Source organism: Arthrobacter sp. D1-29, from assembly GCF_054130585.1.
Map to the genome: position 1 here is coordinate 4,298,165 of NZ_CP096383.1, position 17,377 is coordinate 4,315,541.

The 17,377-nt window shown below is 63.8% G+C and carries 19 protein-coding genes; 14 read left to right on the forward strand and 5 right to left on the reverse strand.

The window, feature by feature from the left end:
• The 3 genes from mmsB to M1E17_RS19525 all read left to right on the forward strand — a co-directional run bounded on the left by mmsB (position 1) and on the right by M1E17_RS19525 (position 1,963).
• Entirely contained in the window at positions 1 to 1,311 is a 1,311-nt protein-coding gene (gene mmsB / locus M1E17_RS19515) for a multiple monosaccharide ABC transporter permease (protein ID WP_457963569.1), read from the forward strand.
• 211 nt (positions 1,312 to 1,522) lie between these two features.
• Positions 1,523 to 1,732: a hypothetical protein gene (locus tag M1E17_RS19520; protein WP_457963570.1), complete on the forward strand. Its 210-nt coding sequence runs from the start codon at positions 1,523 to 1,525 to the stop codon at positions 1,730 to 1,732.
• A 15-nt stretch (positions 1,733 to 1,747) separates the two neighbouring features.
• Complete coding sequence (locus tag M1E17_RS19525; protein WP_457963571.1) at positions 1,748 to 1,963, forward strand: hypothetical protein; 216 nt, start codon at positions 1,748 to 1,750, stop codon at positions 1,961 to 1,963.
• A 122-nt stretch (positions 1,964 to 2,085) separates the two neighbouring features.
• Here the strand turns inward: M1E17_RS19525 and M1E17_RS19530 are convergent, their stop codons facing one another.
• A complete protein-coding gene (locus tag M1E17_RS19530; protein WP_457963572.1) occupies positions 2,086 to 3,897 on the reverse strand; it encodes a S8 family serine peptidase in 1,812 nt (603 codons plus the stop codon).
• Positions 3,898 to 4,266: 369 nt separating this feature from the next.
• On the opposite strand from M1E17_RS19530, the gene M1E17_RS19535 reads away from it, so the two are divergent.
• The 9 genes from M1E17_RS19535 to M1E17_RS19575 all read left to right on the forward strand — a co-directional run bounded on the left by M1E17_RS19535 (position 4,267) and on the right by M1E17_RS19575 (position 12,720).
• Entirely contained in the window at positions 4,267 to 4,962 is a 696-nt protein-coding gene (locus M1E17_RS19535) for a haloacid dehalogenase type II (RefSeq protein WP_457963573.1), read from the forward strand.
• Positions 4,963 to 4,979: 17 nt separating this feature from the next.
• The gene (locus tag M1E17_RS19540; RefSeq protein WP_457963574.1) at positions 4,980 to 5,450 is read left to right on the forward strand and encodes a RidA family protein; all 471 of its coding nucleotides are present in this window, start codon (positions 4,980 to 4,982) and stop codon (positions 5,448 to 5,450) included.
• A gap of 168 nt (positions 5,451 to 5,618) precedes the next feature.
• Positions 5,619 to 6,722 (forward strand): alanine racemase, encoded by a 1,104-nt coding sequence (locus M1E17_RS19545; RefSeq protein WP_457963575.1) that lies wholly within the window; start codon positions 5,619 to 5,621, stop codon positions 6,720 to 6,722.
• Positions 6,723 to 6,819: 97 nt separating this feature from the next.
• Positions 6,820 to 7,554: an SDR family NAD(P)-dependent oxidoreductase gene (locus M1E17_RS19550; RefSeq protein WP_457963576.1), complete on the forward strand. Its 735-nt coding sequence runs from the start codon at positions 6,820 to 6,822 to the stop codon at positions 7,552 to 7,554.
• A gap of 82 nt (positions 7,555 to 7,636) precedes the next feature.
• On the forward strand, positions 7,637 to 9,043 hold the full coding sequence (locus M1E17_RS19555; protein ID WP_457963577.1) for an NAD(P)/FAD-dependent oxidoreductase: 1,407 nt from the start codon (positions 7,637 to 7,639) through the stop codon (positions 9,041 to 9,043).
• 46 nt (positions 9,044 to 9,089) lie between these two features.
• Positions 9,090 to 10,019: an ABC transporter substrate-binding protein gene (locus tag M1E17_RS19560; protein ID WP_457963578.1), complete on the forward strand. Its 930-nt coding sequence runs from the start codon at positions 9,090 to 9,092 to the stop codon at positions 10,017 to 10,019.
• A gap of 70 nt (positions 10,020 to 10,089) precedes the next feature.
• The gene (locus tag M1E17_RS19565; RefSeq protein WP_457963579.1) at positions 10,090 to 11,220 is read left to right on the forward strand and encodes an FAD-dependent oxidoreductase; all 1,131 of its coding nucleotides are present in this window, start codon (positions 10,090 to 10,092) and stop codon (positions 11,218 to 11,220) included.
• Between the two features lie 112 nt (positions 11,221 to 11,332).
• Positions 11,333 to 12,016, forward strand: a complete 684-nt coding sequence (locus tag M1E17_RS19570) for a GntR family transcriptional regulator (RefSeq protein WP_457963580.1) — start codon at positions 11,333 to 11,335, stop codon at positions 12,014 to 12,016.
• 41 nt (positions 12,017 to 12,057) lie between these two features.
• On the forward strand, positions 12,058 to 12,720 hold the full coding sequence (locus M1E17_RS19575; RefSeq protein WP_457963581.1) for a GntR family transcriptional regulator: 663 nt from the start codon (positions 12,058 to 12,060) through the stop codon (positions 12,718 to 12,720).
• Between the two features lie 3 nt (positions 12,721 to 12,723).
• On the opposite strand, the gene M1E17_RS19580 is transcribed toward M1E17_RS19575, so the two are convergent.
• From M1E17_RS19580 to M1E17_RS19590, 3 genes are read right to left on the reverse strand one after another with little or no spacing between them, the layout of a single operon-like run.
• Positions 12,724 to 13,596 (reverse strand): NAD-dependent epimerase/dehydratase family protein, encoded by an 873-nt coding sequence (locus tag M1E17_RS19580; protein WP_457963582.1) that lies wholly within the window; start codon positions 13,594 to 13,596, stop codon positions 12,724 to 12,726.
• 46 nt (positions 13,597 to 13,642) lie between these two features.
• Positions 13,643 to 14,221 (reverse strand): adenylate kinase, encoded by a 579-nt coding sequence (locus M1E17_RS19585; protein ID WP_457963583.1) that lies wholly within the window; start codon positions 14,219 to 14,221, stop codon positions 13,643 to 13,645.
• 3 nt (positions 14,222 to 14,224) lie between these two features.
• Entirely contained in the window at positions 14,225 to 14,362 is a 138-nt protein-coding gene (locus M1E17_RS19590) for a hypothetical protein (protein WP_457963584.1), read from the reverse strand.
• A gap of 154 nt (positions 14,363 to 14,516) precedes the next feature.
• On the opposite strand from M1E17_RS19590, the gene M1E17_RS19595 reads away from it, so the two are divergent.
• On the forward strand, positions 14,517 to 15,260 hold the full coding sequence (locus M1E17_RS19595; RefSeq protein WP_457967848.1) for an ANTAR domain-containing protein: 744 nt from the start codon (positions 14,517 to 14,519) through the stop codon (positions 15,258 to 15,260).
• A gap of 144 nt (positions 15,261 to 15,404) precedes the next feature.
• Here the strand turns inward: M1E17_RS19595 and M1E17_RS19600 are convergent, their stop codons facing one another.
• On the reverse strand, positions 15,405 to 15,998 hold the full coding sequence (locus M1E17_RS19600; RefSeq protein WP_457963585.1) for a DUF488 domain-containing protein: 594 nt from the start codon (positions 15,996 to 15,998) through the stop codon (positions 15,405 to 15,407).
• A 328-nt stretch (positions 15,999 to 16,326) separates the two neighbouring features.
• On the opposite strand from M1E17_RS19600, the gene M1E17_RS19605 reads away from it, so the two are divergent.
• Positions 16,327 to 17,370: an FAD-dependent oxidoreductase gene (locus M1E17_RS19605; protein ID WP_457963586.1), complete on the forward strand. Its 1,044-nt coding sequence runs from the start codon at positions 16,327 to 16,329 to the stop codon at positions 17,368 to 17,370.
• Positions 17,371 to 17,377: the final 7 nt, after the last annotated feature.

The following is a 17,377-nucleotide window of genomic DNA, read 5'->3' on the forward strand; positions in this document are numbered from 1 at the left end:
ATGTCCGCCCTACGAGAATCCCTCGGGTTCCTGACAAGCCGCCTCCGGCAGGTCGGCATCTTTGTTGCCCTGATCCTGATCGTCCTGCTGTTCCAGGTGCTCACCGACGGAATCCTGCTGCAGCCGCAGAACGTCAGCAACCTTGTAGTCCAGAACAGCTACATCCTCATCCTCGCAATAGGAATGGTCATGGTGATCATCGCCGGCCATATCGACCTCTCGGTTGGGTCGATCGCCGGCTTCATCGGCGCCGTTGCCGGCGTCATGATGGTTCACTGGGGGTGGGCCTGGTGGCTGGCCATCCCTGCCTGCCTCCTGGTGGGAGCCCTGGTGGGAGCGTGGCAAGGCTACTGGATTGCGTACGTTGGCATCCCGGCGTTCATCGTCACCCTGGCCGGCATGCTGATCTTCCGCGGCCTCACATTGATCACGCTTAAGAACCAGCAGATCACCCCGTTCCCGTCCGAGCTTCGAGCGCTGGGCGGCGGCTTCCTGCCGGACATTTCCGGCGGCACCTCCGTCCTGGAGTGGCTGACCGTGATCCTGGGCGTGGGAGCCACCCTGGCACTGGTCATCCAGGCCCTCAAGGAACGCAGGATCCGAAAGAAGTTCGATCTCGAGAACGAACCGATGGCCTGGTTCGCCACCAAGACAACCTTCGTAGCCCTGCTCGTGCTGATCATCACGTTCCTCCTGGCGAGCTACCGGGGTACACCCATTGTTCTCATCGTGCTGGCTGTCCTGGTGATCGGCTACACGGCGTTGATGAACAACAGCGTCTTCGGCCGCCACGTCTACGCCATCGGCGGAAACCTGCACGCAGCCGAACTCTCCGGTGTGAAGACCAAGGCCGTCACCTTCCGGCTGTTCGTCAACATGGGCGTCCTGGCCGCCCTCGCCGGCCTGGTCTTCACTGCCCGCCTGAACTCCGCACAGCCTGCCGGCGGCACCGGCTTCGAACTGGACTCCATCGCCGCCGCCTTCATCGGCGGCGCGGCGGTTACGGGCGGCATCGGCACCGTGGCTGGAGCAATGATCGGTGGCCTGATCATGGGCGTGCTGAACAACGGCATGTCCATCCTCGGCCTGGGCACCGACTACCAGCAGCTCATTAAGGGGCTCGTCCTCCTGCTGGCCGTCGGTTTCGATATCTTCAACAAGAACCGCACAGGTGGCGGTGGAAGTACCATCGGCAAGAAGTTCAAGTTCAGGACTTCGCCGCCGGCCACCACCGAATCCAAGGCACCCGCGGCTACCCCCGCCCAGTCGCAGGACCGGCCTGTCCCGGTTCCCTCGGTGAAGCCGGAGTAAACTGGGCCAAGCCCGACTAAGCATGAGTGACCGGTCACGCCCACAGATCTGGGTTGACCGGCGCAGATGAAGCTCGCTGCTGGCGGCGAGGCGCTTTCCGACCTATCACGGCGGAAAGCGCCCTGCCCCCGGTAGTTAGCGCTCACAACGGATCCGCAATCTCCACCCCCAGCAACGCAACATCCAACCCCCAACACAAATAAGGAACACCATGTCTACCCCCATAGACCGCATTGATATCGAAGTCGCCAGCCGGCACCTTTTGGACGACGAGCTCGACGCCGCCGTCAAACGCCTTCAGGAAGTGGCCCTCCTTGCCGGCACACACGGCATCCTCGTTACCCGGGTAGGACCGGGCCGCTACACCGCAACCCTGTCAGACCAGGTTCCGTTTGGAATGACCCGCGAACTGGTTTCCTAAGGACCGGCGAAAACCGTGGACGAGCCCACCGAAGACTGGCATCAGCTCATTGGCAGCTGGGTGGAGTTGCGCTCTGGGGGGAGCGTCATCCGCACCGGCGAAGTTGAGACTGCCACGGCGGACTCGTCAGTCATGTGGCTGAAGTTCAACGGCAATCACGGACGGCAGATGGTGGCCAAGACGGACGGCTACGAAGTCCTGCCGATCCGCGAATCCGGCTTCGGGACGTAGGAAGCTTCCACCAAAGGAGGCCGACGGCGGCAGGTAACTGCCGCCGTCGGCCTCCTTTTTCCTGTCCGCCCCCCAATGCCGGTCAGGAATACCCGTGTCACCAACCTGCCGGGACAGTATGGCTAGAACGAGCCGGTGGTGAACTGCCAGGTCCTGGTGGCCAGCTGGTTGCCGGCCAGGTCGCGGACCGCTGCCGGTCCGCCGGAGACGGTCACCGTGTACTTGGTCTTCGGGGCCAGAGCCTGCTGCGGATCCAGGATCCATTGGTTAGTGTTGCCGTTGCGCACAACGGCGGCCGTGACCACTGCGCCCGTTGCCGCGTTCTTCAGCGTGAAGGTGGCTGAGCCCACCCCCTGGACTGCCTCGCTGAACGTCACGGTGACGTTGTTGCTCCTTCGCACCAGACTGTCGTTGATCCGGGGTGTAAGGGCGGTGAGCGTTGGAGCCGGACCGGTCACGAACGTCCAGCTGGTGGTGGCCAGCGGAGTTCCGGCGGCGTCGCGGATGGCAGTGGCGCCACCCACCAGCGTGGCGGTGAACGTGGCGTCAACAGCCAGGCTCAATGTTGGATCCAGGGTGGCGGTGCGGGTGGTGGCGTTGTAACTGACTGTGGCAGGGATGATGGTGCCGGCGGAGTTCCTGAGCACAAAAGTTCCTGCCCCGACCCCCTGAACCGCGGTGCCGAAAACGGCTGTTGCGTTGCTGCCAACAGCCACCGACGTGGTAGCGGGAGCCGGTGACATTGCCGTGACTACAGGCGGCACGAGCGCGACCGGAGGCTGGGTGCTGACCGGAGCCGCTCCTGTGAAAAGCAGCCGGTTGGGTGTGCCGGGTCCGGCCGCCGTGATGGCGCCGGGGGTAGCGTTCGAGGCGATGCTTGCCGCGACCTGCGACGGGGTGAATGCCGGATTCTGGGACAGCAGCACGGCGGCGGCACCGGCGGCATGGGGTGCGGCCATGGAGGTGCCGGACATGGAAGCAGTTGCGGCGGCAGACGTGTGGTGGGCAGAGACAATCCCTACACCCGGGGCATAGAGGTCTACGCAGGCGCCGAAGTTGGAGAAGGAGGCCTGCCGGTCAGCGGAATCGCTGGCCGCCACGGTCACTGCAGCGGGGAGGCGTGCCGGGGAACTGCCGCAAGCATCAACGGCGGAGTTGCCCGCCGCAACCACTGCAGTTACACCGTCGTTGATAACGCCCTGGAGCGCGGCGTCAACCGCTGAGCTTGCTGCTCCCCCAAGGCTCATGTTGACGACGGCGGGCGTCCCGGCCGAGTGGTTGGCAGCGATCCAGTCGAGCCCTGCCACGACGTCGGAGTTGTAGCCTGAACCGTTGCAATCGAGGACCCGTACTGGAACCACGGTTGCGGTCTTGGCTACACCGTAGGTGGACCCGGCCACCGTGCCGGCCACGTGCGTGCCGTGGCCGTTGCAGTCACCCGATCCGAGGCCGTCAGCAACGGCTGTCCAGCCGGCTGTGATCCGGCCCGAGAATTCGGCGTGGGAGGCCAGGACGCCGGTGTCCACCACGTAGACGCTGACGCCCGCACCGGATGCCGTCCAGGTGTAGGAGCCGGAGAGGGGCAGCGGCCGCTGGTCCACCCTGTCCAGGCCCCAAGGAGCGGGCTGCTGTGTTCCCGAGATGCTCACAGGGGCGTCCGCTTCCACCGACGTGACGCGGGCTGAACGGGCCAGCGCCGCAGCCTGTGCCGGATTTGCTGTCACCACCGAGCCCTTGAAGGCGTGCGAAAACGTCTTGTTAACCCCTATGCCCCGGGACTTGTGGGCTGTTGCTTCGGCGGCCGGGTCGGCGTCCGCGGAGTACCTGACGATGTAGCGGGAGCTGGCTCCGGCCTCTGCCGGGGCAACTGCTGCGGCTGGAACAGCGGCCGCCGCCAGGGCAGCGGCGGCAACCAAAACGGCGGCAGGCAGCACAAAATATGAGTTGCGAATTTTGGGGTCCTCTGTACGGGCACTGACTTGGCGGTCCGGGCTACTTGGGGCGGATGTCCACTGGCCCCTAACAAAAGAATAGGAGCACGTCTCCGCAATAACAGGGAATTTGCAGGATCCTGCGGCAACCCTTGGAGCCTTTCGATTTTCCCGCGAAAACCTGGCGAAATTCCTGCGCCACGGCGCGATACCCCAGAGGCGGCCGTGCTTGCGCAACGCAAGAGTGACTGGCTTCAACTGTTGAACAGTTCAGTTTTCAACTCTTGACAGAGGTCTACCACTCGCTTTAGAGTCGTAGCACGCCCAAGCCTCGTCGACAATCGACGACGCATCGATCAATTGGAGGATCACATGGCATTCGAATTCGAAACCAAGCCGAAGTTCGTGACGTTCGACATGAACGGAACGCTGATCAAGTTCGCTATCAGCGACGCGCTGCGTCAGGTGCTGGGCGACCGGCTGCCGGCCGAGCTGGCCGAAGACTACCTGCAGGCCTGCAAGGCGTACCGCATCGACGAGTGCATGGGCGAATACAAGCCGTTCCGCGAGATCGTCGCCAACTCCATGGAACGCGCCTCACGCAGGCTTGGCATTGAGTACCGCGAGGCCGATGCACAGGCGGTTTACGAGATCGTCCCCACCTGGGGCCCGTACCCCGGTGTCACCGAGGCACTGAACCGCCTGGCTGAAGAAATCCCCCTGGTCATCATCACGAACAGCGAAACCGCTGATGCTGCCCGCCTTTCGGCCAACCTCAAGGCCCCCTTCGACGTCGTCATCAGCGCAGAGGAGATGGGCACCTACAAGCCGCGGCTCGGTGCATTTGAGTACATGTTCGACAAGCTTGGCGTGACACCGGACGAGATCGTGCACGTCTCTGCGAGCCCGATGTATGACCTGCGCTCAGCCGCTATCCTCGGCATCAAAAACAAGGTGTATGTGGACCGCGGCTTCGAGCAGGACGAGCACTGGCTCGGCTACGAGCGGATCACCGACATCGCCGACCTCCCCGTCCTCTTCGGCCTGCCGCGTCCCGCTGGCTCCTAACAGAGGCCTAGGTAAAAATGAGCGTCACCAAGGCCGGTTCGGCTTCGGATCGTCTCCAGGCCCTTGGCCTGGAACTTCCCAGCCTTGCTGATAATCCGTACTACGTGGACCACCGCGCGGTGGATTCCAGCATCCACATCTCGGGCCAGCTGCCTTACAAGGACGGTGTGCTGCTGGGCCAGGGCGTTGTTGGCCGGGACGTAGACCTGGAGACAGCACGGGAGCTCGCCCGCCATTGCGCGCTGAACTGCCTGGCTGCCGCTGTACAGGCGGTAGGGGACCTGGACCGGGTCCGGATCGTGCAGATGCTGGTCTTCGTGGCCAGTGAGCCGGACTTCGGACTGCAGTCCCGGGTCGCCAACGCGGCCAGCGAATTGCTCATCGAAGTGTTGGGTGAGAACGGGCGCCACGCCCGTACAGCGATCGGTGTCGCAGGGTTACCGGCCAACACGCCGGTAGAGATCCAGATGATCTGCACGGCCGTTTAGCAACGGGCACGACGGCGGTGCTGTTCCGGGGCGTTGTTGTTCCAGGGCCGTGCTGTTCCAGGGCGGTGGTGTGCGGGGCCCGCTGATGCGGGTCCCGCACGCTCGGCATCCGAGGACATTAGCACCGCTGCCCTCGACATTCATTCACAGAATCATGAGGAGTACAGCGTGAACCGCATTCAACAAGCACTCGAGGCTCTCCTCGGGCGAGTTGACACCCCGGCACCGATCGTCCTGGCCGACGTCATGCAGGAGAACATCGACCGCATGCAGGCCTTCGCCGCCCGGCAGAACCTGGACGTTCGGCCGCACGTCAAGACGCACAAGTGTGTGGAAATAGGCCGGCGCCAGGTCAAGGCCGGGGCGGTCGGAATCACCGCGGGCAACGTGGGTGAGGCCGAAGTCTTCGCCGCGGCCGGGTTCGAGGACATCTTCCTCGCCTACCCCATCTGGCCTTCGGGAACGAAAGGGCCAAGGATCCGCAAACTGGCCGAAACCACCCGGCTGCGGGTCGGCGTCGACAACCTCGCGGCGGTCAACGCCCTCGCCGACGCGATGGGATCAGACCCTGACAGGCTGGAGATCGTGATTGAGATCGACTGCGGTGCCCGGCGTTCCGGCGCTCCTGCCGAGGCCGCGGGTGACCTCGCCCTTGCCGCCCGCAACCGCGGCCTGATCCCGGCCGGCGTCTTCACCTACCCCGGCCACGGCAGCGCCGGGCCGGACGCCCGCAAGCGCGCCGCCGAGGACCAGGACGCCGCCCTCGTCACAGCTGTCCGCAGCCTCACTGCGGCCGGGATCACTCCCGAAGTGGTCAGTGCCGGCTCCACACCCACCGTGGAATTCGCCACCAACAGCGTCATCACCGAAATCCGGCCCGGCGAATACGTGTTCAACGACCTGAACAACACCAGGCTCGGCGCCTGCACCGCGGATCAGATCGCGCTCTTCGTCGCCGGCACCGTGGTCAGCGACTGGGTCCCCGACCAGGTCATCCTCGACATCGGCACCAAAGCCCTCGGCCGCGAAGGCAACCCCGAAATCGGCTACGGCGCCATCGCCGGCACCAACGCCCTCCTGTCCAAACTCAACGAATACCACGGATTCCTCCCCCTGCCCGCCGGGTTCCGCCCCAGCGTCGGGACCGTGCTTCCGGTAGTGCCCAACCACGTCTGCCCCGTCGTTGTGAACTTCGAGGAATACATCGTTACCGACAGCACCGGGACCACGCTGGAACGCTGGCCGGTCGACGCCCGCGGATTCCTCAACTGACCGATCCGGACCGATCCCCCCGGAGCGATCACGCGGGACGGGACGTCCGTCCCCCAGCCTGCAACCCGAGAACCAACCCCACAATGGAGTGACTGACATGAGACTTGATAAGACCACGGCCCTGGTAACCGGCGCCAACAGCGGAATCGGGCAGGCAGTATGTTCCCATTTCCGGAACGAAGGCGCCCGGCTGCTGCTCACCGGCCGCAGGGAGCAGATCGACAGCGCCCAGCCCGATGACCTGTACGTCCCCGGAGACCTCAACGACGAGGCGTTCGTCGAAAGCCTGGCCCGGCAAGCCGCCGAGTCCTTCGGCACCGTGGACGTCGTCGTCCTCAACCACGGCCTGCAAGTCAGCGGCCCGCTGACGGAAATGGCCTACGAGGACGCGAAGAACGTGCTGCACAGCAACCTGCTCAGCTCCTTCCTGGTGATGAAGCACTTCGCGCCGCTGATGCCCGCCACGGGTGGGTCATTCGTCCTCGTCAGTTCACGGCTGGGCATGGTCGGCAAGCCCGATGAAGTCCTGTACTCCGCGGCCAAGGGCGGCCTGATCATGCTCGCCAAGGGCGCGGCGATCGAATGGGCCGCACGGAACATCCGGGTCAATATCGTCGCACCGGGGCTGACGGCGACCCCGATCATCGAAGCATCGTTCCAGCGCAGGGAGGACCCCGAGGCCTACCGCGCTCAGCGCGAAGGCCAGATCCCGCTCCAGCGACTGGCCACCCCCGAAGAGATCGCCGACGCCATCCTCTTCATGGCGTCCCCGGAATCGTCCTACATCACCGGGGCGGTCCTGCCCGTCGACGGCGGATACACCGCCGCCTAAACATCACTCCAGGCCGTGTGGCAGCGATGGCTCCGCCGTCCTGCCAGCTCAACGCTTCCCAGACAAAGAAGGACGACAACTCATGACAGCCCTTGCGGCAACACCCCGAAACGGCGAACTCGGCTTCTGGATGGCCGGACTCTCGGACACCAGGCCCACCTATCCCCGCTTTACCGGTCAGGACTCTGTAGACCTGGCCATTATCGGCGGCGGCTACACCGGCCTGTGGGCCGCGTACTTCGCCAAGAAACTCGAACCCTCACTCAACGTCGCGGTCTTTGAGGCAGAACAGATCGGCTACGGCGCCTCCGGACGCAACGGCGGCTGGCTCTCGGCAATGCCCCCGGGAAACCGCGCCACCTTCGCCCGCGCATCCGGCGGCGGGATCGACGCCAGCATTGCACTGCAGCAGGAGTTTGTCGCCGGCGTCGATTCCGTCCTGGATATTCTCCAGGCCGAGGGCATCGACGCGGATCAGAACAAGGGCGGCGCGCTCGTGGCTGCCCACACCAGGGCCGGGCTGGGCCGGCTGGTGAGCAGGCGTGACACCGACTGGAAGTACGGGCTGACCGAAGACGATGTCCATCTGCTCAACCGGAACGAATTCCAAAGCCAGATCAACATCTCCACCGTCCACGGCGGACTCTTCTACAAGAACTGCGCGCGGATAAATCCGGCCAAACTCGTCTACGGTCTCGCCGAAACCCTGACCTCCATGGGGGTGAGCATCTACGAAGGCAGCCGGGTAGGCAGCGTCGAGAACAAGACCCTCACTGTGAACAACGGACGGGTGACCGCGGCCAAGACGTTCATCTGCACCGAAGGGTATTCCGGAGAACTGCTGGGCAGCAGGACCCTGATCCCGATCAATTCCTCGATGATCGTGACCAAACCGCTCTCGGAGGAGGCGTGGGAGCAGATCGGCTGGAACGGGCCGCAGTGCCTTAACGACTCCGCGCACACCTTCATCTATTCGCAGCGAACAGCGGACGGCCGGATCGCCATCGGCGGCCGCGGAGCGCCGTACCGCTACGGCTCAGGCACCGGAGGCGCCGGTTCAACACCACAATCCACCATTGACCTGATCTCCACCAAGCTGCGCTCCTTCTTCCCCGGGATCCCCTTCGAAGTGGACCACGCCTGGTCCGGAGTCCTCGGGGTGACCCGTGACTGGAACGGCGGCGTGCACTGGGACCAGGCATCCGGAATCGGATCCTCCACCGGCTACGCGGGACACGGCGTCACGGCAGCCTACGTTGGCGGCAGGACCCTCGCGGAGCTCGCCTTCGAGAAGGAAACAGAACGCACCACGCTTCCCTGGGTCGGCTATCGGGCACGGAAGTGGGAACCCGAACCCCTCCGCTGGCTCGGTGTTCACGGCATGTACCGGCTCTTCGGACTTGCCGACCAGTGGGAAGAACGCCGGGACTCCACCAAGACCTCACTGCTGGCCAAATTCGGCAGCAGGCTCGCCGGACTTCACGAATAATCCACCACCCAAAACTTTCACCTGAACCCCTTTGAAGGGAAGCATCATGAAGACCATAAATAAGATCCAGACGGCGGCCGCCGGGCTCGCTGTTGTGTTGGCCCTGTCCGCTTGTGGCGGCGCGGCATCATCGAATGCCCCGGCGGCGGAACTTTCGAAGACGCAGAATACCCGGGATGTTTCCGAGGGGGTTCAGCCGGACGCTGCGGCGGTGGCGTTGTTGCCTGAGTCGTTTAAGTCCAAGGGTGAGATCACGGTGGCGATGGATCTGAGTTCCCCGCCGATGACGTTCCTCGCCGAGGATAACTCCACCCCGATCGGGCTGAACCCGGACCTGGCCCGGCTCGTGGCGAAGAAACTGGGGCTGAAGCTGAAGTTCGAAAACACCGCGTTTGACACGATCATTCCCGGGATCGACGGCGGCCGGTACGACTTCACCGCCACCACGATGTCCGCCACCGAAGAACGGCTCAAGGTCCTGGACATGATCAACTACCTCAAGGGCGGCTCGGCCGTATCGGTACCCAAAGGCAACCCGAACAACCTGACCAACGACATCCTGTGCGGGAAAAACATCGGCGTGACCAAGGGCTCCACCCAGCAGCTCAAGCACCTGCCCAACGTCTCGAAGTGGACCTGCGAGGAAAAGGGCCAGCCCGCCATCAACGCCATCACCCTGCCCAACGTCCAGGAAGCCCTGACCCAGCTGGACTCCAAACGGATCGACGGTGTCTTCTACGACGCCAGTGCCCTGGCCTGGGCCAACGAACAGCAGCCGGACCACTTCCACATTCTGGAACCGCGGATTGATACCCGCACCAACACCAACGTCGCCATGGGCGTCAAGAAGGGCTCAGCGCTGACCCCGGCGCTGCAGGCAGCCATCCAGTCCGTCCTGGAAACCCCTGAATACAAGGAATCCCTGGAGTACTGGGGCCTGGGCGAATCAGCCATCACCGAAGCCGCAATCCGCTAATGGCTGCCCCGATGTCCCACGAAATGGGCTTCGCCCGCACCCGGGCCTTCCTGGAACAGGTCCTCTAACCATGGACGGAAAACTCGCCGTCATCGGCCTGGGCAGCATCGGCTCCATGGCCCTCTGGCAAGCCAGCCAACTCACCGATTCCATCACGGGTTTCGAAGCCCACACCCCCGCCCACGGCCGCAGCGCCGTGGGCGGGGACACCCGGCTCTTCCGCATGATCTACCGCGGCAACCCCCACCTCTACCCCATTCTGGAACGCTCACGGGACCTCTGGGCCGAACTCGAAGCCGAAACCGGCCAGAACATCCTCACCCGCTGCGGTGGGCTCTCCATCGGCACCAAAAACGGCCCCTACCTCACAGCCCTCCTCGAAACCATCAAACAAACCGGGGCCGAGCACGAAATCCTCAGCCACGAACAGATGGCCCAACGCTACCCGCAGCACAACCTCCGCCCCGACGACATCGGAGTCTACGACCCCCACGCCGGCGCCCTGCGCACGGACCGCGCCGTCACAGCCGCCATCACCGCCGCCCAAACCAACGGCGCAACCATCCGCAGCAACACCCCGATCAACAACATCACCGAAACCCCCCACGGGGTCCTCATCACCTCCGGCGAGAAATCCTGGACCTTCGAAAACGTCATCATCGCCTCCGGCGGCTGGTCCCAACTCCTCATGCCCGACTACCTGAAGGCGGCCACAGTAGCCAAACGGCTCTTCCTGACCTGGTTCGTGGCCAGGGACGGGGCCGAATTCACCCCTGACAAATTCCCCACCTTCAGCCGGGTACACGAGGGCCGTTCCATGTATGGCGCACCGGCGGTTGACGGGGTCACCGTCAAGGCAACCCTGGACGGCCGCGGCGGACCAACACCGGACCCGGGCGCCTTGCCCAGGGAACTGACTCCCGCGGAAATAGCCGAGACAACCGAAACCGTCACCGACTTCCTCCCCGGCCTCATCCCCAACATCGTCCGCTCCGACACCTTCCCAGACCTCTACACCAAGGACGGCAACCCGCTGGTCGGCCGGTTCAGCGACGGAAGCAGGATCTACTGCGCCACAGGCTTCTCCGGCGGCGGCTTCAAAAACGCCACCGGCTACGGCCAAATCGCCGCACACGAAGCCCTCGGCAAACGCACCTTCGACGGCTTGGACTTCGTCCGGCCCCAACGATTTCAGACCTAGGCCAATCCGTCAGCGGAGGTAACTTGCGGGGCCAAACCCCTTGAGTACGAATACACCGGAAAGCAATCTCGAAAACATGCAGCATGCAAAAGCGTGAGATGAGTGGGATGTAATGGCAGCACCGGAAGGACTCCTTGCACTGGAGGGAAGGCCCACGGCGCAGCTGATCGCCGATCAGCTGCGCGAACAAATCGTTCAGGGTGCCTTCCGTCCCGGAGAGCAGATCAATGAATCTGTCCTGGCAAGCCAGCTGGACACTTCCAGGGGCTCTGTCCGCGAGGCATTGCAGCGGCTGTGCCAGGAGGGAATCCTGGTCAGGCGCCACAACAGGGGCGTCTTCCTCCTTGAGCTAACTTCCCATGACATCAGCGAGATCTACGCAGCCCGCCAGGCGGTGGAATCAACTGCCGCGGCCGTCCTGGTCGATGCCGGCCAGGACCAGGTCAAGGACACCTGCCAGGCCCTGAAAGCCATCATCAGTGAAATGGCCAAGCAGGCGGCCGTCTCGGACTGGCAGGCAATTGCCCGGCTCGATATCGATTTCCACACCACCTTCGTGGCCGGGGCGGGCAACACACGCCTGATCCGGATCTACGAAACCCTCGCAGCCGAATCCAGGATGTGCATTCTCAACCTGGCCGCCGCCTACCCACGCATGGACGTCCTGGTCCAGGAACACCAGACCCTGCTGGATCTGCTCGAGGCCGGAGACAAGGAAGGACTCAACAAAGCCATCAAACACCACCTGGAAACGGCCGTCGAGGACCTCACCACACCTGAGCGGGAGAAGCCATGACGTGGACGATGTATAATCGACAATCGACAAGAGGGGGGACCATGGACGGCAAATTCGCATGGCAGGAACAGAGGACAACGACACCGGACGGCGTCTACCGCGTGCTGCGCACAGCAATCCTGGATGGCACCGTGGCTCCAGGGGAACAGCTGCGCGAGACGCACATTGCTGCCGACCTTGGGATCAGCCGGTCCCCGCTGCGGGAGGCGCTGACCAAGCTTGAAGAAGAGGGGCTGGTGGTGAAGATCCCCTTCAAGGGATCCTTCGTTGTGGAGGTAAGTGCCCGCGACGTCGCCGAGATCGCCTCAATCCGCATGCTTGTGGAGCCTTATGCCGCTGAGCTCTCTGCCCCAACGTTGCGCGGTCCTGAGCGGCTTCGGTTGAAGCAGACCATCGAGGAACTGTACCGGGCCACGGACACGAACGATATCCCGGCAAGCGTTGACGCCCACCTTCGCTTCCACAGGCTCTTCTACGAACTTTCGGGCAACACTGCCCTGCAAAGTCTGTGGAACGGCTGGGAGAACAAGCTGCGTCTCTACTTCGCGGCAGATCATCCGACCTACAGCAACCTCCATGAAATCGCCGTCGAGCACGAGCGACTGGCTGAACTTGCCTTAAGCGGTGACATCGAATCGTTCCGTCAGGAGATGGCAAGCCAGTTCCACAATGCGCTCAGCGGCGAAAGCCAAAACGAATCCTAGGCGTCAGTCTTCGGTGGGTGTCGTCCGGTTGGAGTGGTAGGTACGCCAGGAGTGTTCGGGTTCAAATCCGAGCAACCGCCGGGCCTTGCCAATGGACAGCAAGGTTTCGTGCTCGCCCAAATCCTTGGTCACCTTGACGTCGGGGAAGACCTCCGCGGCGAGGCCGGCGCTGGAACGGCTCATGACGGTGTCCGCGTTGGCGATGATGAAGGCCTCGAAACCGGGCTGGCCATTTTCCAGGGCCCGCGCCACTGCCTGTGCACCGTCGCGGCCATCGATGTAGCCCCACAGGTTCCATTTGCGCAGCCGGGGATCGGAATCGAACGTTGGAAACGCTTCGTAGTCCTCCACGTCCATCACATTTGAGAACCGCAGCCCCACGATGCTCAGTTCAGGATCCCAGCGTGTGAGTTCCGCGGCCATCTGCTCTTCCAGGTGTTTGACCAGCGAATAGGTGCTCTCCGGCCGGGCCGGGTACTCCTCATCCACAGGAATGTAGGGAGGGTCGACGTCGAAGGGCAGCCCCAGCACCGTCTCGCTGGAGGCGTACACCACTTTTTTGATGCCGGCCCGGCGGGCCGCCTGGAACACGTTGTAGGTGGACAGCATGTTGTTCTCGAAGGTGGCGGCGTCCGGAATGATCCCGGGCGCCGGGACTGCCCCCAGGTGCACCACGGCGTCAAAACCGCTGTGCCTGTCATCAAGGCCCAGGAGCACATCAAGAACCTGGCCGTAGTTGCGCAGGTCCACGATGGCAAGCTGAGCGCTGCGCTCCCCTGCCCGGTCCAGGTTCAGCACCGTGTGGCCGTCCCCGGTCAGCCGGCGGATGACGTGGCGTCCCAGCTTTCCGCTGCCACCGGTTACGGCAATCTTCATAAAAACTCCTGTTGTGGCTTTGAGTGCGGCCCCGGTGCCTGGCCAGCTACGTGGTGAGGAACTTTTCGACGGCGGCAATCGCTCTTTTGGTGATCTCGCTTGGTTCGCCGCTGCCGTCAATGCACACCACCAGCCCCCGGCCCGCGTAAACAGAGACTACCTCATGCGTTTCGCGGTGGTAGAGGTCCAGCCGCCGCCGGAACACCTCCACGGTATCGTCCTTGCGTCCCTGGTCCTTCGCCCGCTGCAGCATCCGCTGTTCCAGCTCGGCATCGGGCGCCAGGAGTTCGATGACGGCGTCAAGGCGTTGCCCCAGGGATGCCAGCATATTGTCCAGCTCCGAAACCTGCGGCGCGGTGCGCGGATAGCCGTCAAGCAGGAAGCCTGGGCCCACGTCGGAGTCGCGGAGCCGCTCTTTGACCAGGGCGTTGGTGAGGTGGTCCGGCACGAAGTCCCCGCCGTCCAGGTACCTGGCGGCCTCCCTGCCGAGAGGGGTCTCCTGGCTGACGTTGGTCCGGAAGATCTCCCCCGTTGATACTGCCGGGATGTTGAAATGCCGTGCGATGTGCTCGGCCTGCGTGCCTTTGCCGGAGCCGGGCGGACCAATAATGAGCAGTCTGGTCATGTTCTACGTCCCTCCGCGGCGCCATTGCCGCTGGTTCCATGGGTCCGTCGCAGGCAGCGCCGGCGCGTCCTTTATTCTGCCCACAAGAATGTCCACACCGCCAGCCTTGAGTTCCAGCGGGATGGCACGCAGAGTGACCATTCGCACAGCCGGGCCCGTATATACTTCTCGATATCGGTTTAGCAGCAGGCCGTTGGGAAGTTCGTCGATCCAGCGACCCTTATCACCCCCATTCCGTTCGGAGGGGGCGGTACGTCGCCGGCTCGTTTGACCTGAGCGAATGGCACCAAGAATCGTGGCCAGCGAGTCAACAGCTAAAACTGATACATCCATCACCGAGCACCTGCATGAACTGGTCCTCAACAGCTCCGACGTTGAGGACTTCCTTAATGAGCTCGCGCGCGTATCCGCGCGTAATCTTTCCGAGCCAGACGACGAGGTACTCTGCAGCATTACCCTTTTGCGTCGTCGCAAGGCGGCCACCATCGCCAGCAGCGGCCCGGAGGCGCAGGCCATCGGCCAGGTGGAGTACCAGTTCAGTGACAGTCCCAGCATGGCCGCCTCGGTGGAACAGGTGACAGTCCATCTGCCTGATGTTGAGGATGACGGCAGGTGGCCGGAGTATTCCGCGGCTGTCCTGGCCCAGGGTGTCCGCTCAGTCCTGGCCCTTCCCTTCCAGCTGGAGGGGGAAACCAAAGCCGCCCTCCTGCTTTACTCCCAGCGGTCCTTCCGTTTCACCGGGCGGATCCTTGAATTCGCCGAGGACTTCGTCAGCCAGACCTCCCTGGCGCTGCGGCTGGCCGTCCGGTTTGCGCATTACAGCGAGTCGGCGGCGAACCTGCGGGCCACGCTTGAGTCCCGGACCGTGATCGACATGGCTGTGGGCATCATCATGGCCCAGAACCGGTGCAGCCAGGACGAAGCGTTTGGGATCCTCAAGACGGCGTCCAGTACCCGCAACTCCAAACTCCATGACGTGGCGGCAGCGGTGGTCAACGCGCTGGGCCAGGGACCGGCGCGGACCCACTACGACGGGTAGCGAACAGCCGGGCTCCTATTGGGGGGAGCCCGGCCAGCGCCCGTAGGGTAGGGCTAGTGGGTTGAGAGTAACGGGTGAGCCGTAAATGGGCCTGACAATTCGGCGCCGCGAATTCGCTGGAGCGCTACCCAGTTCGCCGGAAAATTACCGCGAACTGGACGCTGTCCCACGACCTCGGCGAGTGACGGACTTTACTCGGGATCCGGGGAACAGATCGTAATACAGCTCGTTGCGGTGAACCCGGACCCCCGACGTCGGCTGGTGCGGAACCAGCTTTCCGCCGGGCATCAGGTGCCGGACATCCACTCCCTCCACCAACAGGGCATGGTCGGCGATGAGCCGGCGATGGCAGCGCCACCAGAGCGTCTCGCTGCACATGATCGCTGCCGGCCGGCCAGAAGCCTCAGCGATCAGTTCGCTGAGGGCCTGGGAGAAATCCGGAGACCGCATGTAGGCCGCATAGGCACGGAATGAATCATTGCGCAGGGCGGTATCCGGCGAATCCGGCGGAAGCTTCCGGAAGCCGCCCAACCGCTTTTCCCAGCGGTACCCGATCTCACGGGCTGGCAGCCATTGCGCCAGCAGGTCCTTACCAAAGTGCGGAAATTTCCGGCTTCCTGGGGCTATGCGGACGTCAACCAGCAAGTTGATCCCTGCAGCTGTCAGCAGTTTTCCGAAATCCTCTTCGCTGGAGGTTCCATGGCCTACCGTGGCCAGCCGCACCGTCGTCTCCGCCATGGTTCAAGCCTTTCACAGGCCCAGCACATCAGAGGGCAAACCCGGCCTAACCCGGATGCGCTATCACTTGTAGTCCTTATCAGCGCCTGGGAACGACCAGAAGTGATAGGGCATCGAGGGGATTCCTGCCAAAGGTGAGAGGGCGTCCTGCTTTTAGGCCGACCACAGGCCGTATTTGGCGCGGGGATCCAGGACATCGCTGGTCATGCTCAAGACCTGGACCGTGGGGGTCACCATTATGGGCTGCGTGACGGCAACCATGGCCTCGCTGCTGTGGCTTGCGGTGTCCTGACCGCGGTTGAGTAGCCTGGTTCAGTAGTCTTGGGCTGTGCGAAACGAAGCGGTCATCATCGGTGCGGGAATAGCCGGTCTGAGCACGGCCCGGGCCCTGGCACGCCACGGCTGGTCAGTCACGGTGCTCGAGCAGGCTTCCTCCCTGCCGCGCACCGGCACCATGCTGGGGATGTGGCCGCAGGCAGTCAGCGCGCTTGACGCCATCGGAGCCGGTGAAGCCGCACGCAGCAGCGGCGGCTGGACCCATATTTCCGGCGGTGCCGGCACCCGGCTGTGGACGCCCGAGGGGCGGACTCTGGTGTCCGCCCCCGGCGGTGCAGACCTCAACCTGGTCTCCCGGCCCGCACTCCTGGCCGCGCTGGCCCGGAACGTGGACATCAGCTTCAATACCCGGGTGGATGAACAGGACCTGTTCAAGGGTGCCCGCCTGGTTGTCGGCGCGGATGGCACCTTCAGCCGCAGCCGGCACCGGATGTTCGGCGATCGCTTCAGCGCCCGTCCGCTGGGAGCGGTCGCCTGGCGGGGCACAGTTCCTGGAAGCGTCCGGGAACACGGCGAGATTTGGGCGCCTGGCGCCCTGTTCGGCATCACACCGGCAGGTCCGGATGCCACCAACTGGTACGCCTGCATGAACGCGGACAGTACGTTCGATGGGCCGCACCTGCCGCACCTCAACGAACGTTTTGGATCCTGGCATTTCAGCGTCCGGGACGTGATGGACAGGATCGAGGAAGACGGCATTTTGCATCACGGACTCTTCGAAACGCCCAAGCTGCCTTCGTTCACCAAGGGGAACACGGCTCTGGTGGGCGACGCTGCCCACGCCATGGCCCCCTTCCTTGGCCGCGGTGCGTGCGAAAGCATTGTGGACGGCGCCGCGCTCGGGCGGGCCGTAGCGAAGGCCTCCACGCTCGACGCCGGCCTGGCCGCCTACGACAGGGAGCGGCGCGCGCGGTCGCAGCGGCTGGTGCGTTCCTCACGCCTGATGGGAAAATTCGCCATGATGCGTACTGGGGCTCAGGCCCGAAACGCTGCCATCGGTACGATCGGGAAGCTGCTGAAGCCGCTTATTTCCTGATCTCCCA

Excerpts from the sequence above, each read along its gene's own strand:
- M1E17_RS19565 (WP_457963579.1), top strand. The coding sequence starts at position 10,090 with ATGGACGGAAAACTCGCCGTCATCGGCCTGGGCAGCATCGGCTCCATG.
- M1E17_RS19540 (WP_457963574.1), top strand. The coding sequence starts at position 4,980 with ATGAGCGTCACCAAGGCCGGTTCGGCTTCGGATCGTCTCCAGGCCCTT.
- M1E17_RS19590 (WP_457963584.1), bottom strand. The coding sequence starts at position 14,362 with ATGGTCACTCTGCGTGCCATCCCGCTGGAACTCAAGGCTGGCGGTGTG.
- M1E17_RS19575 (WP_457963581.1), top strand. The coding sequence starts at position 12,058 with ATGGACGGCAAATTCGCATGGCAGGAACAGAGGACAACGACACCGGAC.
- mmsB (WP_457963569.1), top strand. The coding sequence starts at position 1 with ATGTCCGCCCTACGAGAATCCCTCGGGTTCCTGACAAGCCGCCTCCGG.
- M1E17_RS19585 (WP_457963583.1), bottom strand. The coding sequence starts at position 14,221 with ATGACCAGACTGCTCATTATTGGTCCGCCCGGCTCCGGCAAAGGCACG.
- M1E17_RS19535 (WP_457963573.1), top strand. The coding sequence starts at position 4,267 with ATGGCATTCGAATTCGAAACCAAGCCGAAGTTCGTGACGTTCGACATG.
- M1E17_RS19580 (WP_457963582.1), bottom strand. The coding sequence starts at position 13,596 with ATGAAGATTGCCGTAACCGGTGGCAGCGGAAAGCTGGGACGCCACGTC.
- M1E17_RS19550 (WP_457963576.1), top strand. The coding sequence starts at position 6,820 with ATGAGACTTGATAAGACCACGGCCCTGGTAACCGGCGCCAACAGCGGA.
- M1E17_RS19570 (WP_457963580.1), top strand. The coding sequence starts at position 11,333 with ATGGCAGCACCGGAAGGACTCCTTGCACTGGAGGGAAGGCCCACGGCG.
- M1E17_RS19555 (WP_457963577.1), top strand. The coding sequence starts at position 7,637 with ATGACAGCCCTTGCGGCAACACCCCGAAACGGCGAACTCGGCTTCTGG.
- M1E17_RS19560 (WP_457963578.1), top strand. The coding sequence starts at position 9,090 with ATGAAGACCATAAATAAGATCCAGACGGCGGCCGCCGGGCTCGCTGTT.
- M1E17_RS19520 (WP_457963570.1), top strand. The coding sequence starts at position 1,523 with ATGTCTACCCCCATAGACCGCATTGATATCGAAGTCGCCAGCCGGCAC.
- M1E17_RS19600 (WP_457963585.1), bottom strand. The coding sequence starts at position 15,998 with ATGGCGGAGACGACGGTGCGGCTGGCCACGGTAGGCCATGGAACCTCC.